We start from the raw sequence: 13,978 nt of genomic DNA, 5'->3' as shown, positions 1-13,978 counted from the left end.
GACCGAGACTTACTTGAAGTCCAGATCGAAAGCCTGATAAAACCCGTTTCCGGTATTGGCGACAACCCACACCAACACCACAACATGGTGGCCTTTCTTGTTTTTTGGCAGCACAACTTCATGATTAGTCTTGGCCTTCAATACCGAGCCAAACTTGTCGAATGGAACTTCGGTATAAAAATCCTGATAAAAAGCCTGAGGCTCCAGTTGTGCACGGCTGATGCGTTGCTTCGGATCCCAACCATCTTTAGTGATGAACCAGCTGTAGCCACGAGTGACGTGAGGCGCGGTGTACTCCCATTGCACCCGGAATACCTGACCGGGGTCCACATTGAGCAGCGGCCAGCTGAAGGCACGATTGATTTTCTTCGACATTTCCTCGTTGGTGAAGTTGATGCAGTCGCGCTCATCCACCTTGCCACCACTGAGAATGTGGCCATCTGCGGGAGGTACCGCGCTCCCGACATCGCTGTCGTAAGGTTTCGGGAAAGGCCCGGCGGTCAGAGCCGGAAAGTTTTTCCCGCCTTCCATTTCATTCACCTGCCAGGTTCCCAGCAATCCCAGCTCTACTGCAACCGCACCACGACTGGAAGGCGAAACAACGCGACCATGTTTAACTTGAGCTTGTGGCTTGTTCATATCTTTCACTCCATTGATTAAGTAAGTCTTGCTCCATGTTGAGCACCTTTAACTTAGCGCACTTTTCTCGATTTTTTTCACCACGTCACAAACTAACCATCCAGAACAATTTACACAATTCAGCGCCAGCCCTATTAAACACTAGACCTCTTTGTTTGAACTGACACTTTAAAGAGTCAATGTATTACACGCTTTTCTACACTAAAACTCATACTTTCTGCCGAGAGAAAATATCAAGCCATACAACTTGCGTTGAAAACACGGCACCCAGAAACAACAAAACCCGGCGATTGCCGGGTTTGCTGACAGAAAGGCTGAGCGCCTACACCTGAAGCCCTGCCTGGGCTTACAGACAGGTCGCCAACGCCGCCAGTCGACGCTTCGAAACAGAGCTGTCCTCGATCGCGTAATAGTGGACAGCGGTGCCCGAGGGCTCGGCCTTGATATCCACGAAGACTTCAGCTGCACGGGTATACACCGTATATCCGCCTACCTTGCCAGCTTGCAGGTAGGCAGCCGCATCCACACCAAAGACCGCCTCATCCTGCCAGGCGAACTGTACGCATTGCGCCACCAGTTGATCGGCCTTGGCCGAGGTCAGGGTCTTGTTGGGCGTTCTTGTCCGGGCATCATCCATGGTGGAACTTGCACAGCCGGCCAACAACACCGCAACCATCACCGCCATCAAAACCCGCATGCTGCCACCTCGTCCATAAAACGCGAGAGTATCGCTCACACGGCGGAGAAAAGGCGTTTGAGTAGAAGAAAAAAAGCCGCGATGCCAATTGCCTTTTGTTTACAAACCCCATTGCAAGGCCTCAGGCAAAGGATTAACCTTCGCGCCCCTTCCCACACTTTTGCCAAGGAGATCCACCATGCAACAGCTGATCACCCCTTGCAGGACGTGCCTGGTTTAAACGCTGTACCCGCTACCCGTTAGCGCCTTCGCTTAACCCCGCTCCGTCCTGCCACTACCTGAATATTTTTTTCCAATCAGGAATTGGACATGGACACTTGCATCCGTCATTTGTCGAATGGCGTCTCTCTTATCGCCTCCGACACCACCTGGATCGAAGACAAAGCGCTCCAGCAACTGCACACCACCGCCCAACTGCCCGGCATGCGCCAGGTCGTCGGCATGCCTGACCTGCACCCAGGCCGAGGCTACCCGGTGGGTGCAGCATTTTTTTCCACTGAGGTGGCCTATCCGGCACTGGTGGGCAACGACATCGGCTGCGGCATGGCGCTGTGGCAAACCGACCTCTCCAGCAGCCGCCTCAATCTCGACAAGCTGGAAAAGAAAATCGGCAATATCGATCTCCCTCTGGATGAACAGTGGGATGAAGAACGTGCCCAGCTGGGCCTGCCCCTCACCGGTCACGAGCACTCACTGGGCACCATTGGCGGCGGTAATCACTTCGCCGAGTTGCAACAGCTCGATCAGGTGTACGACACCGCAGCCCTGCCGGCTCTGGAACTGAATCCGAAAGCCTTGTTGCTGCTGGTGCATAGCGGCTCTCGCGGCCTGGGAGAGGCCATACTGCGGCGCCATGTGGATCAGCACGGGCACAACGGCCTGGAGATGACCAGCGCCGCTGGCGTCCAGTACTTGCAAGAGCATGATGAGGCCCTGCGCTTCGCCGAAGCCAACCGACGACTGATTGCCGAACGCCTGCTGCACAACCTGCGAGCCAGGGGGCACGCCGCTCTGGACATCAACCACAATCTGGTGTCCCCGGCGAATATCGATGGCGTCGAGGGCTGGCTGCATCGCAAGGGCGCCACACCATCGGACCAGGGCCCAGTGGTCATTCCGGGCTCCCGGGGTGACTACAGCTACCTGGTACAGCCCACTCCGACGCCTGTCAGCCTGTTCTCCCTGGCCCACGGCGCCGGACGCAAATGGCTGCGCAGCGACTGCAAGGGCCGGCTGGCGACCCGATTCAGTTTCGACCAGCTCAAGCGCACGCAACTGGGCAGCCGAGTGATCTGCGAAGACCGCGGATTGATGTACGAGGAAGCGCCCGAAGCCTACAAGAGCATCGACAGCGTAGTGGGCAGCCTGCGGGACGCCGGCCTGGTAAAGGTCATCGCCCGGCTCAAGCCGGTACTGACTTACAAACGCCGGGGGTGCTGCTGATGCTGCTGTTACAGCTGTCCTCTGCCCAGGGGCCTGCCGAGTGCGAGCTGGCGGTGACCAAGGCCTTGCGCCTCCTGTATCGCGAAGCCGAGGCACAAGGCGTACGTACCAGCCTGGTCGAACAGGTACCCGGCCAAACCCGGGACACCCACAAGTCGGTCCTGATCAGCCTTGATGGCGAACAGGCTGCAAGACTGGCTGAACGCTGGACAGGCACCCTGCTCTGGACCTGCAAAAGCCCGTGTCGCCCTGGACACAAACGCAAAAACTGGTATTTCGCCGGGCAACTGTTCAAGGCTCCACAAGACAGCATGGACGGCGAAATCCGCTTTGAAGCCATGCGCGCCTCGGGTCCGGGCGGACAACACGTGAACACCACCGACTCCGCCGTGCGTGCCACGCACCTGGCAACTGGAATCAGCGTGAAAGTGCAGTCCGAACGCAGTCAGCACGACAACAAGCGCGTTGCTCGCCTGCTGATCCTGCAGCGTCTGGCGGATCGGCAACAGCAATCCGAGGAAGCACTGCGTCTGCAACGCCGCGACGCCCACCACCGAGTGGAGCGCGGCAACCCGGTACGCAGTTTCAACGGCAACGCGTTCATAGCCCAAGACTGCCCCCCCGGCCACGGGAGCCGGCCATCACGGCGGCTCCCTGCACCAGAAGTTGGCGAGCTTCGCCTACGAAAACAGGGAACCGCACGTAAAAAATCCTCAACCCGTTCGCCAACAGGACCGCCACCCACAACAAGAACCGTGGACGGCAACGACCAGGACAATTGAAAACACGGAGTAAAAACCTTGATGAACAACTATTTTGAAAGCCCCTTCAAAGGCATCCCCCTTGATCAGCAAGTAACCCACCCGGATATCCAGGTGGGCCGCTACAGCTACTACTCCGGCTACTAGCACGATCACAGCTTCAATGACTGCGCAAACGACCTTCTTCATGATGAAGGCGCAGACCAACTGATTATCGGCAGCTTCTGCTCAGTTGGCTCAGGGGCGGCATTCATAATGGCCGGCAACCAAGGGCATAGGAACGCGCGGATCAGCACCTTCCCTTCTATTGGATGTCCGAAGAGCCTGCGTTCACAGGCGCACAAAACGGCTACGAAGCCGCTGGGGACACGGTGATCGGCAATGATGTCTGGATGGGTTCCGAAGCGGTTGTCATGCCCGGCATCGAAATCGGAGACGGTGCAGTGATAGGCACCCGCGCCCTGGTGACACGAGATGTCGAACCTTAGGCAATCGTCGGCGGCAGTCCTTTCAAGACGATCCGTAAACGCCTCGACGAACGTAGCATCGAGAGGCTTCTGGCGATGCCGTGGAGGCACTGGAGCGACGACCAGTTAAAAGCGGTAATGCCACTGATGACCAGTAGCAATATCGCGGCGTTGTTTCCGCACTGGAAGGAGTTCATTCGAGCGCCCTGACCCGACATCCCCAAGCGGCCCGCTCACACTCCGGCCGCCATCAGGACAAGAAGCGCCATGCGGAAAAACAGTGATCGCACCGAAGTTCTGAAGAGCGCCTCGCAATACAATTAAAACGCCCAAAGCAAAAAGGGGCTCACCTTTCGGTGAACCCCTTTTAGACCGCCCAGCAGAGCGGATTTTGTTTGGTAGGCGCGATTGGACTCGAACCAACGACCCCCACCATGTCAAGGTGGTGCTCTAACCAACTGAGCTACGTGCCTGCTGTGAGGCGGCATTCTACGGAATTCCAAAGGGGTGTCAACACCTTTTTTGCAGCTAAGCCTATGAATATGCGAATTTTTTAATTTCGCGGCCACGAAGAAGTTTTTCTTCCTGTCTGGTAGCGGATTTTCAACTCAGGTAGCATCGACGCACTCGTAAAATATATTAAACACATGAGGTCGCAGAATGGCGAACACTCCCTACCCACAGTCTTATTACGCTGCTTCCGCCAATGCGGCCCCGGAACGCCCACAATTGCAAGATGAGGTTGAAACCGACGTCTGCGTGATAGGCGCAGGTTACACCGGCCTGTCCAGCGCCCTGTTTCTTCTGGAAAACGGCTTCCGGGTGACCGTGCTCGAGGCCGCCAAGGTCGGCTTCGGTGCATCCGGGCGCAATGGCGGGCAGATCGTCAACAGCTACAGTCGCGACATCGATGTAATCGAACGCACTGTCGGCCCCAAGCAAGCACAACTGCTGGGCCAGATGGCATTCGAGGGCGGCCGTATCATCCGCGAGCGCGTCGCCAAGTATCAGATCCAGTGCGATCTGAAAGACGGGGGCGTGTTTGCCGCACTGACCAGCAAGCAAATGGGTCACCTGGAGTCGCAGAAGCGTCTCTGGGAGCGCTACGGCCACACTCAGCTGGAGTTACTGGACGAGCGGCGGATTCGTGAAGTCGTGGCCTGCGACCAGTACAAGGGCGGCATGCTCGATATGAGTGGCGGCCACATCCACCCGCTGAACCTGGCCCTGGGTGAAGCGGCTGCCGTGGAATCCCTGGGCGGGACCATTTACGAACAATCCCCAGCGGTACGCATCGAGCGCGGCGTCAGCCCCGTGGTACATACCCCGCAGGGTAAAGTCCGCGCCAAGTTCATCATCGTCGCCGGCAACGCCTACCTGGGCAACCTGATTCCGGAGCTGGCAGCCAAATCCATGCCGTGCGGCACCCAGGTGATCACTACCGAACCCTTGGGCGATGAGCTGGCAGCCAGCCTGCTGCCCCAGGACTACTGCGTCGAGGACTGCAACTACCTGCTGGACTATTACCGCCTCTCCGGCGACAAGCGCCTGATCTTCGGCGGCGGAGTAGTGTATGGCGCCCGTGACCCGGCCAATATCGAAGCGATCATCCGGCCGAAGATGCTCAAGGCCTTCCCGCAGCTGCAAAACGTGAAGATCGACTACGCCTGGACCGGCAACTTCCTGCTAACCCTGTCGCGCCTGCCACAGGTTGGTCGTCTGGGAGACAACATCTACTACTCCCAGGGCTGCAGTGGACACGGCGTGACCTATACCCACCTGGCGGGCAAGGTCCTGGCAGAAGCCCTAAGAGGCCAGGCAGAGCGTTTTGACGCCTTCGCCGATCTACCCCACTACCCTTTCCCTGGAGGCCAATTGCTGCGCACTCCATTCACTGCACTAGGAGCCTGGTACTACAGTCTACGAGACAAGTTCGGCCTCTGATAAACGGCCTTTCTGCCACCATAAAAAAACCGCCCAACAGGCGGTTTTTTTATGCTCGGACATTTCCACTCAAATTGCACAACTGCACCAAGCTCATTGCAAAAACAAAAAACCCCGGTCTTTCGACCAGGGCCTTTGCTATCTATGCGAATCAAGCCTTTGGCTTTCTTCGTTGCTTCAAGGCGTTCAGTGGTCCTTGAAACTGATATGGCGCAGCGGACGGGACTCGAACCCGCGACCCCCGGCGTGACAGGCCGGTATTCTAACCGACTGAACTACCGCTGCGTATCGCTTGGACTTGCGTCCATGTGAACCGTTTAAATCGTCTGACTAAAAAGCTTTTTGACTTTTCAATCTCAAACCAGGTCAACCTGATCTGGAAAATATGGCGCAGCGGACGGGACTCGAACCCGCGACCCCCGGCGTGACAGGCCGGTATTCTAACCGACTGAACTACCGCTGCGCGTCGGTTGGAGGCTTCCTTGGAAGCTTCCGCCTTTCTCTCGAAAGGCTCTCAGCAATGGTGGGTGATGACGGGATCGAACCGCCGACCCTCTGCTTGTAAGGCAGATGCTCTCCCGGCTGAGCTAATCACCCTTTGCTTCGCTGAGGCCGCGAAATTTACGCAGGTACCGAAGCTAAGTCAATAGCAGGCTTGAAGTTTTTTTCAGAAACAGCTGCAAGCGACACACTGTGAGGCTCAGGCAAAAGCCAAGACCGCATCATCCCTGATAAATCATTTTCTTGGTCATGCCGCCGTCCACCACGAACTCTTGACCAGTAACGAATCCCGAGTTGCGCGACAGCAGCCAAGCCACCATCGCTGCCACGTCCTCCACCGCCCCCACCCTGCCCGCTGGATGCTGGGCGTGATCAGCATCAGACAACGGCTCGGCGCGTCGCACCGCTGGATCACGAGCGTCGATCCAGCCAGGACTCACGGCGTTGACCCGAATTTCCGGCCCCAGGCTAATTGCCAGGGCGTGAGTCAAGGCCAGCAAACCACCCTTGCTGGCCGCATAGGCCTCACTGTCGGGCTCCGATTGCCGAGCACGAGTAGAAGCCAGGTTGACGATAGAACCGCCATGGGCACGCAGATAAGGCGCGCAATGCTTGGCCAGCAGCATAGGGCCGCCAAGATTCACCGCCAGTACCCGATTCCAGTAGGCCAGGTCCAGGCTTTCCAAGGTGATGTTGTGCGGATCGGCCACCGCAGCATTGCAGACCAGGGCATCCAGGCGCCCGAACTGCCCCAGCACCTCGGCAACCCCTTGAGCCACCTGCTGCTCATCCGCCACGTCCATGGTGATGAACCAGGCATTCTCACCCAGCACCTTGGAAACCTTGGAACCGCGCTCCCGATCCAGATCGGTCAGCACCACTTGCCAGCCTTCACTGATCAGCCATGCAGCGATCCCCAAGCCAATGCCCCGCGCCGCGCCGGTGACCAGCGCAACACGACCATTAACGCCACCCTGAGGCGTGGACAACTCGATCACAAGGCTGCCAGACCGCGAGCCAGGTCAGCCTGCAGGTCAGCCACATCCTCCAGCCCCACCGCAATGCGGATCAGACTGTCACGAATACCCGCAGCCTCACGCTCCTGAGGCGCCAGACGCCCATGGGAAGTGGTGCTCGGATGGGTAATAGTGGTTTTGCTGTCGCCCAGGTTGGCAGTGATCGAAATCAGCCGAGTGGCATCGATAAAGCGCCAGGCGCCCTCTTTACCGCCCTTGACCTCAAAGCTCACCACCGCACCGAAACCACGCTGCTGGCGCTTGGCCAGCTCGTGCTGCGGATGACTGGCAAGACCGGCGTAGTGCACCTTCTCGACACCATCCTGCTGCTCCAGCCATTGCGCCAGGGCCAGGGCATTGGAGCAGTGGGCACGCATCCGCAAGCTCAGAGTCTCCAACCCCTTGAGGAAAATCCAAGCATTGAACGGACTCAGGGTCGGCCCTGCAGTACGCAGGAAACCCACCACTTCTTTCATTTGTTCGCTGCGGCCGGCCACCACACCGCCCATACAACGGCCCTGACCGTCAATGAACTTGGTCGCCGAATGCACCACCACGTCCGCGCCAAGCTTCAGCGGCTGCTGCAACGCAGGGGTACAGAAACAGTTGTCGACCACCAGCATCGCGCCCTTGGCATGCGCTACCTCGGCCAGTGCGGCGATGTCCACCAACTCGGCCAAGGGATTGGATGGCGACTCGACAAACAGCAATTTGGTGTTGCTCTTGATTGCCGCATCCCAGCCAGACAGATCCGCCAGAGGTACGTAATCAACCTCAACACCAAAACGCTTGAAGTACTTCTCGAACAAGCTGATGGTCGAGCCGAATACACTGCGTGACACCAGCACATGGTCTCCGGCACTGCAAAGACTCATCACCACCGAAAGAATGGCCGCCATGCCAGTAGCCGTGGCGACTGCCTGCTCCGCACCTTCCAGCGCCGCGATTCGTTCTTCGAACGAGCGCACCGTCGGATTGGTGTAGCGCGAATAGACGTTACCAGGAACCTCGCCGGCGAACCGTGCAGCCGCATCAGCGGCTGTACGGAACACATAGCTGGAGGTAAAGAACATTGGATCACCGTGCTCGCCTTCCGGCGAGCGGTGTTGGCCGGCGCGCACCGCCAGGGTATCGAACGCTACGCCTTCAAGGTCGCTGTCCAGCCGACCGGCATCCCAATCCTGACTCATGCCGCCTACTCCTAATGTCTTCTTAAATGCTCTGGATCAGTTGTTGTACAGATCGATGATGGCGCTGACTGCCTGAGTCTTGGCCTTGGAGGCATCATTACGAGCGTCCTCGATCTTGTTCAGATAGGCCTCATCCACATCGCCAGTGACGTACTTGCCATCAAACACGGCGCAATCGAAGCTCTCGATCTTGATCTTGCCACCACCGACTGCTTCGATCAGATCTGGCAGGTCCTGATAGATCAGCCAGTCGGCACCAATCAGGTCCGCCACATCCTGGGTCGAACGATTGTGAGCAATCAGCTCGTGGGCGCTTGGCATGTCGATGCCGTACACGTTCGGATAGCGTACAGCAGGGGCCGCCGAGCAGAAGTAGACGTTTTTCGCACCGGCTTCACGGGCCATCTGGATGATCTGCTTGCAGGTGGTGCCACGGACGATGGAGTCATCCACCAGCATCACGTTCTTGCCGCGGAATTCCAGCTCAATTGCATTGAGTTTCTGACGCACGGATTTCTTCCGCGCCGCCTGGCCCGGCATGATAAAGGTGCGACCGATGTAGCGGTTCTTGACGAAACCTTCGCGGAACTTGACGCCCAGATGGTTGGCCAACTCCAACGCCGCGGTACGACTGGTGTCCGGAATCGGGATCACCACATCAATATCGTGCTCCGGACGCTCGCGCAGGATCTTCTCGGCCAACTTCTCGCCCATACGCAGACGCGCCTTGTACACCGAGACACCATCAATGATCGAGTCAGGACGAGCCAGATAAACGTGCTCGAAGATGCACGGAGTCAGCTGCGGGTTGGTGGCGCACTGACGGGTGTAGAGTTTGCCTTCTTCAGTGATGTAGACCGCCTCGCCTGGAGCCAGGTCGCGAATCAGGGTGAAGCCCAGCACGTCCAGGGAAACGCTTTCCGAGGCAATCATGTACTCCACGCCTTCGTCGGTATGACGCTGGCCGAAGACGATCGGACGGATACCGTGTGGATCACGGAAACCGACGATGCCGTAACCGGTGATCATGGCCACCACTGCGTAACCACCGACACAGCGGTTGTGCACGTCAGTCACCGCAGCAAACACGTCTTCCTCGGTAGGCTGCAGCTTGCCGCGCTGGGCCAGCTCGTGAGCGAACACGTTGAGCAGCACTTCGGAGTCGGAGTTGGTGTTGACGTGGCGCAGATCGGACTCATAGATCTCTTTGGCCAACTGCTCGACATTGGTCAGGTTGCCGTTGTGCGCCAGGGTGATGCCGTACGGCGAGTTGACGTAGAACGGCTGAGCCTCGGCCGAAGTCGAACTGCCCGCAGTCGGGTAACGCACATGGCCAATACCCATGTGACCGACCAGACGCTGCATATGCCGCTGCTGGAACACATCACGAACCAGGCCATTGTCCTTGCGCAGGAATAACCGGCCATCATGGCTGGTCACGATACCGGCAGCGTCCTGGCCGCGGTGCTGGAGGACGGTTAGCGCGTCATACAGCGCCTGATTGACGTTCGACTTACCGACGATACCGACGATGCCACACATGCGACGCAACCCCTACTTAATGAAACTGAACTGAACACATCTTACTGAGGCGTTTTGGCCGGTAAGAGGTGCTCCTTGAACGGTATTTCAGCGGGTACGCTGATACCGCTGGCCAGCCACTGACTGCTCCACCCCAGAATGAGGTTCTTGGACCAGTCTGCAACCAATAGAAATTGTGGCACCAGTCGCGACTGTTGCCACCAGGAATCCTGCTGAACCGGCCCCAGGCTCAAGAGCCCGACGGCCACGACCACCAGCAACGCGCCACGCGCCGCGCCGAAGGCCATGCCGAGAAATCGATCGGTTCCGGAGAGACCGGTGACACGAATCAATTCGCCGATGAGATAGTTGACCATTGCCCCCACCAGCAAGGTGGCGACAAACATGATTGCGCAGCCCGCGATCACGCGAGCCGAAGGAGTTTCGATATAACCGCCGAGGTACTCGGACAGCGAGCCACCAAACATCCAGGCAACGACTCCTGCGATGATCCAGGTAAGCAACGACAAGGCTTCTTTGACGAAACCGCGGCTCAAGCTGATCAAAGCGGAGATGGCGATTATTGCAACGATCGCCCAGTCAACCCAGGTAAATGGCACAGTGCAGCCTACAGACGGATAAGGCGGCGCATTTTAACAGAGCGCTTGGCTGTCGGTAAGCTGCGATTCACTGTGCTTTTGAAATCAGCCAGATAGCCTCAGCCACGCTCCGGCTGGAAGCGCACCACAAAACCCTTGAGGTTGTGCTGACGACCCAACAGGTCACGCAGGCGATCAGCCTCGGCACGCTCGATCAACGGCCCGACAAACACCCGATTCTTGCCTTCAGCAGAACGGATATATGCGTTATAGCCCTGGCTGCGCAGGGTTTTCTGCAGGTTTTCCGCACTTTCACGGCTCGACAGGCTGGCCAACTGCACCGACCAGCTGATGGACAGACCATTGGCATCGATCCGACTCTGACCGGTATCAGGCTTGGCTGCGGCAATCGGCTGGGCCGGGGCCGGCACAGGGGCAGGCTTAGGCGCTGGCGCCGGCTTGCTGGCCACTACAGGTGCTGGCGCACTCGGAGCAATCGGCATCGACGGTGCAACCTGCTGCACCACGGGCTCCTCGACAGGCACCGGCTCCTGGGGCAATACCTGGGGCTCAGGCACCACCACCGGCTCAACCTGAACCTGAGGCATGACCGAGGCCTGTGGCGCCGGCGGCGCTTCAACCGTTACGTGGCGCTGCTCATCCTCTCGCGAGAACAGCATCGGCAGAAAAATCACCGCCAAAGCCACCAACACCAGCGCTCCAACCATTCGCTGCTTGTAGACCTTATCCAGCATTGCCATGTGCAGCTTCCTCCGTGGAGCGCCGGGCGAGCCACTCAAGCGCCTCGGCAACACAATAAAAAGATCCGAACAGCAGAATTTCGTCATCTGCAGTCGCTTGCGCACATTGCGCGTCCAACGCCGCTGCGACACTGGCATAAGACGCTACCGAAGCACCAAGGTTCTCCAAGGCGGCCTGCAGATCCTCCACAGGGCGCGCCCGAGGCGAATCCAGTGGAGCCACCGCCCAGTGCTGGACCGAGGACTGCAAACTGCCGACAACTCCCGACAGATCCTTGTCTGCCAGCAGGCCGAATACCGCCAGGCGCTTGCCGGCTACAGGTCGACGCGCCAGGCGCTCGGCCAGATACTGCGCGGCATGGGGATTGTGCCCCACATCCAGCAGCAGGTTCAGACGCTTGCCCTGCCACTCGATCTGCCGACGATCCAGACGGCCGGTCACCCGGGTCCGCTGCAGAGCTACACCGATCAGCTCAGGCTGCCAGGGCAACCCGGTAAGCAGGTAGGCCTGCAACGCCAACGCCGCGTTTTCCATGGGCAAATCGAGCAGCGGCAGATCCCGCAACTCAACCTGATTGCCCTGGGCATCCAGACCGCGCCATTGCCAATATTCTTCGGTGAGCCCGAGGTCGAAATCTCGCCCCCGGAGGAAAAGCGGACAACCCAGCTCTCGCGCCTTGTCCAGCAAAGGCTGCGGCGGATTCAGGTCGCCACACAGAGCTGGAGCGCCGGCACGGAAGATTCCAGCTTTCTCAAAAGCCACAGACTCCCGGGAATCCCCCAGGTACTCGATATGATCGACACCAATGCTGGTGACCAATGCCAGGTCGGCATCCACCAGATTGACCGCATCCAGACGCCCACCCAGCCCCACTTCCAGGACTACGGCATCCAGGGCCGCGCGCTGGAACAGCCAGAACGCCGCCAGGGTGCCCATCTCGAAATAGGTCAGGGAAACATCACCACGCCCCGCCTCTACCGCAACAAAGGCCTCGCACAGTTGCTGATCAGTGGCCTCAACGCCATTGATCTGCACCCGTTCGTTGTAGCGCAGCAGGTGCGGCGAGCTGTAGACCCCAACCTGCAGGCCCTGAGCCCGCAAAAGGGAAGCGACAAAGGCACAAGTAGAGCCCTTGCCATTGGTACCAGTGACCGTGATGACCCGAGGCGCCGGCTTGCCCAGCCCCATCCGGGCCACTACCTGCTGCGAGCGCTCCAGCCCCATATCGATGGCCGAAGGGTGCAACTGCTCAAGGTAGGCGAGCCAATCGCCCAGGGTACGCTGGGTCATAGGTTTGCTGGAGCCGGCGGAACCACGATCGGTTCAACGGGAGCAGCCACGAATTCAGGCGTCGGCAGCCCCATGAGCTGGGCCAGCAGATTACCCAGGCGCGGACGCAGCTCCTGACGGGAGATGATCATGTCGATGGCACCGTGCTCCAGGAGGAATTCGCTGCGCTGGAAACCTTCCGGCAGTTTTTCCCGCACGGTCTGCTCGATCACTCGCGGCCCCGCGAAGCCCACCAGGGCTTTAGGCTCGGCGACGATTACATCACCCAACATCGCCAGACTGGCGGAAACACCACCGTAGACCGGATCGGTCAGCACGGAGACGAATGGAATACCTTCTTCACGCAGGCGCGCCAGCACGGCGGAGGTCTTGGCCATCTGCATCAGGGAGATCAGCGCCTCCTGCATCCGCGCACCACCGGAGGCGGAGAAGCAGATCATTGGGCAACGGTTTTCCAGAGCGTAGTTGGCCGCGCGGACAAAGCGTTCGCCAACGATGGCGCCCATGGACCCGCCCATGAAGGAGAACTCAAAGGCCGAGACCACGACCGGCATGCCCAGCAGAGTGCCACTCATGGAAATCAGAGCGTCCTTCTCGCCCGTCTGCTTCTGCGCTGCTGTCAGACGGTCCTTGTACTTCTTGCCGTCACGAAATTTCAGACGGTCAACCGGCTCCAGATCAGCACCCAGCTCGGCACGACCTTCGGCGTCGAGGAAAATATCGATCCGGGCGCGAGCACCGATGCGCATGTGGTGATTGCACTTGGGGCAAACATCCAGGGTCTTTTCCAGCTCCGGACGATAAAGCACCGCCTCGCAGGACGGACACTTGTGCCAAAGACCTTCGGGCACCGAGCTTTTCTTCACCTCGGAACGCATGATCGAAGGGATCAGTTTGTCTACTAACCAGTTGCTCATGCTTTCTTTCTCCAGTACCGGCGGCCCGAACGCTCTGGTTCGCAACCCCGCGTATGCCCTTGAGCTAAATTCATGTGTGCGGCGATGATCACTTCGCTACCGCGGTCAGCACCGGGCTCGACCTGCCTGCAATGAAGCGCCCCTCAGCCATCCCGACAACCCGCAATAGAGCGGTTGCCACTCGATTCCGACCCCGCCTTAAGGCGGCGCCTGCCTGTTTTGTACAGTGGT

General features: G+C 58.7%; 12 protein-coding genes, 4 tRNA genes and 1 pseudogene. 4 read left to right on the top strand and 13 right to left on the bottom strand.

Annotated elements, in window-relative coordinates; translation table 11 throughout:
- Positions 1-9 precede the first annotated feature (9 nt).
- Both KHO49_RS11295 and KHO49_RS11290 read right to left on the bottom strand, forming a co-directional pair.
- On the bottom strand, positions 10-639 hold the full coding sequence (locus KHO49_RS11295) for a lytic polysaccharide monooxygenase auxiliary activity family 9 protein (RefSeq protein ID WP_102863640.1): 630 nt from the start codon (positions 637-639) through the stop codon (positions 10-12).
- 346 nt (positions 640-985) lie between these two features.
- Entirely contained in the window at positions 986-1,336 is a 351-nt protein-coding gene (locus KHO49_RS11290; protein ID WP_102882495.1) for a hypothetical protein, read from the bottom strand.
- A 309-nt stretch (positions 1,337-1,645) separates the two neighbouring features.
- Between KHO49_RS11290 and KHO49_RS11285 the strand changes: the two genes are divergently transcribed.
- The 3 genes and pseudogenes from KHO49_RS11285 (at position 1,646) to KHO49_RS11275 (ending at position 4,217) form a co-directional block, all read left to right on the top strand.
- Complete coding sequence (locus tag KHO49_RS11285) at positions 1,646-2,779, top strand: RNA ligase RtcB family protein (protein WP_213665023.1); 1,134 nt, start codon at positions 1,646-1,648, stop codon at positions 2,777-2,779.
- On the top strand, positions 2,779-3,561 hold the full coding sequence (gene prfH / locus KHO49_RS11280; protein WP_213665268.1) for a peptide chain release factor H: 783 nt from the start codon (positions 2,779-2,781) through the stop codon (positions 3,559-3,561). The genes KHO49_RS11285 and prfH overlap by 1 nt, the downstream gene beginning before the upstream one ends.
- Before the next feature lie 21 nt (positions 3,562-3,582).
- Positions 3,583-4,217, top strand: a pseudogene (locus KHO49_RS11275) (CatB-related O-acetyltransferase).
- Positions 4,218-4,403: 186 nt separating this feature from the next.
- Here the strand turns inward: KHO49_RS11275 and KHO49_RS11270 are convergent.
- Positions 4,404-4,480 (bottom strand) — tRNA-Val (locus KHO49_RS11270).
- 187 nt (positions 4,481-4,667) lie between these two features.
- On the opposite strand from KHO49_RS11270, the gene KHO49_RS11265 reads away from it, so the two are divergent.
- Positions 4,668-5,951: an NAD(P)/FAD-dependent oxidoreductase gene (locus tag KHO49_RS11265; RefSeq protein WP_102882497.1), complete on the top strand. Its 1,284-nt coding sequence runs from the start codon at positions 4,668-4,670 to the stop codon at positions 5,949-5,951.
- 208 nt (positions 5,952-6,159) lie between these two features.
- Here the strand turns inward: KHO49_RS11265 and KHO49_RS11260 are convergent.
- The 10 genes from KHO49_RS11260 to accD all read right to left on the bottom strand — a co-directional run bounded on the left by KHO49_RS11260 (position 6,160) and on the right by accD (position 13,747).
- Positions 6,160-6,236, bottom strand: a tRNA-Asp gene (locus KHO49_RS11260).
- Between the two features lie 101 nt (positions 6,237-6,337).
- A tRNA-Asp gene (locus KHO49_RS11255) sits at positions 6,338-6,414 on the bottom strand.
- 58 nt (positions 6,415-6,472) lie between these two features.
- A tRNA-Val gene (locus KHO49_RS11250) sits at positions 6,473-6,548 on the bottom strand.
- Positions 6,549-6,673: 125 nt separating this feature from the next.
- Positions 6,674-7,450 (bottom strand): SDR family oxidoreductase, encoded by a 777-nt coding sequence (locus tag KHO49_RS11245; protein WP_102882498.1) that lies wholly within the window; start codon positions 7,448-7,450, stop codon positions 6,674-6,676.
- Complete coding sequence (locus KHO49_RS11240) at positions 7,447-8,658, bottom strand: O-succinylhomoserine sulfhydrylase (RefSeq protein WP_102882499.1); 1,212 nt, start codon at positions 8,656-8,658, stop codon at positions 7,447-7,449. The genes KHO49_RS11245 and KHO49_RS11240 overlap by 4 nt, the downstream gene beginning before the upstream one ends.
- A gap of 36 nt (positions 8,659-8,694) precedes the next feature.
- Entirely contained in the window at positions 8,695-10,200 is a 1,506-nt protein-coding gene (gene purF, locus KHO49_RS11235) for an amidophosphoribosyltransferase (protein ID WP_102863649.1), read from the bottom strand.
- Positions 10,201-10,241: 41 nt separating this feature from the next.
- Positions 10,242-10,799, bottom strand: a complete 558-nt coding sequence (locus KHO49_RS11230) for a CvpA family protein (protein ID WP_016968003.1) — start codon at positions 10,797-10,799, stop codon at positions 10,242-10,244.
- 98 nt (positions 10,800-10,897) lie between these two features.
- Positions 10,898-11,539, bottom strand: a complete 642-nt coding sequence (locus tag KHO49_RS11225) for an SPOR domain-containing protein (RefSeq protein ID WP_213665022.1) — start codon at positions 11,537-11,539, stop codon at positions 10,898-10,900.
- Complete coding sequence (folC, locus tag KHO49_RS11220) at positions 11,523-12,830, bottom strand: bifunctional tetrahydrofolate synthase/dihydrofolate synthase (protein WP_213665021.1); 1,308 nt, start codon at positions 12,828-12,830, stop codon at positions 11,523-11,525. Before folC ends, KHO49_RS11225 begins: the two co-directional genes overlap by 17 nt.
- On the bottom strand, positions 12,827-13,747 hold the full coding sequence (accD, locus tag KHO49_RS11215; protein WP_060838410.1) for an acetyl-CoA carboxylase, carboxyltransferase subunit beta: 921 nt from the start codon (positions 13,745-13,747) through the stop codon (positions 12,827-12,829). Before accD ends, folC begins: the two co-directional genes overlap by 4 nt.
- Positions 13,748-13,978 lie beyond the last annotated feature (231 nt).

Source organism: Pseudomonas sp. RC4D1, assembly GCF_018390395.1.
Classification (GTDB): Bacteria; Pseudomonadota; Gammaproteobacteria; order Pseudomonadales; family Pseudomonadaceae; genus Aquipseudomonas; species Aquipseudomonas danubii.
Note: the sequence above shows the minus strand (reverse complement) of the source record. Positions and strands in the feature narration are given on the sequence as shown.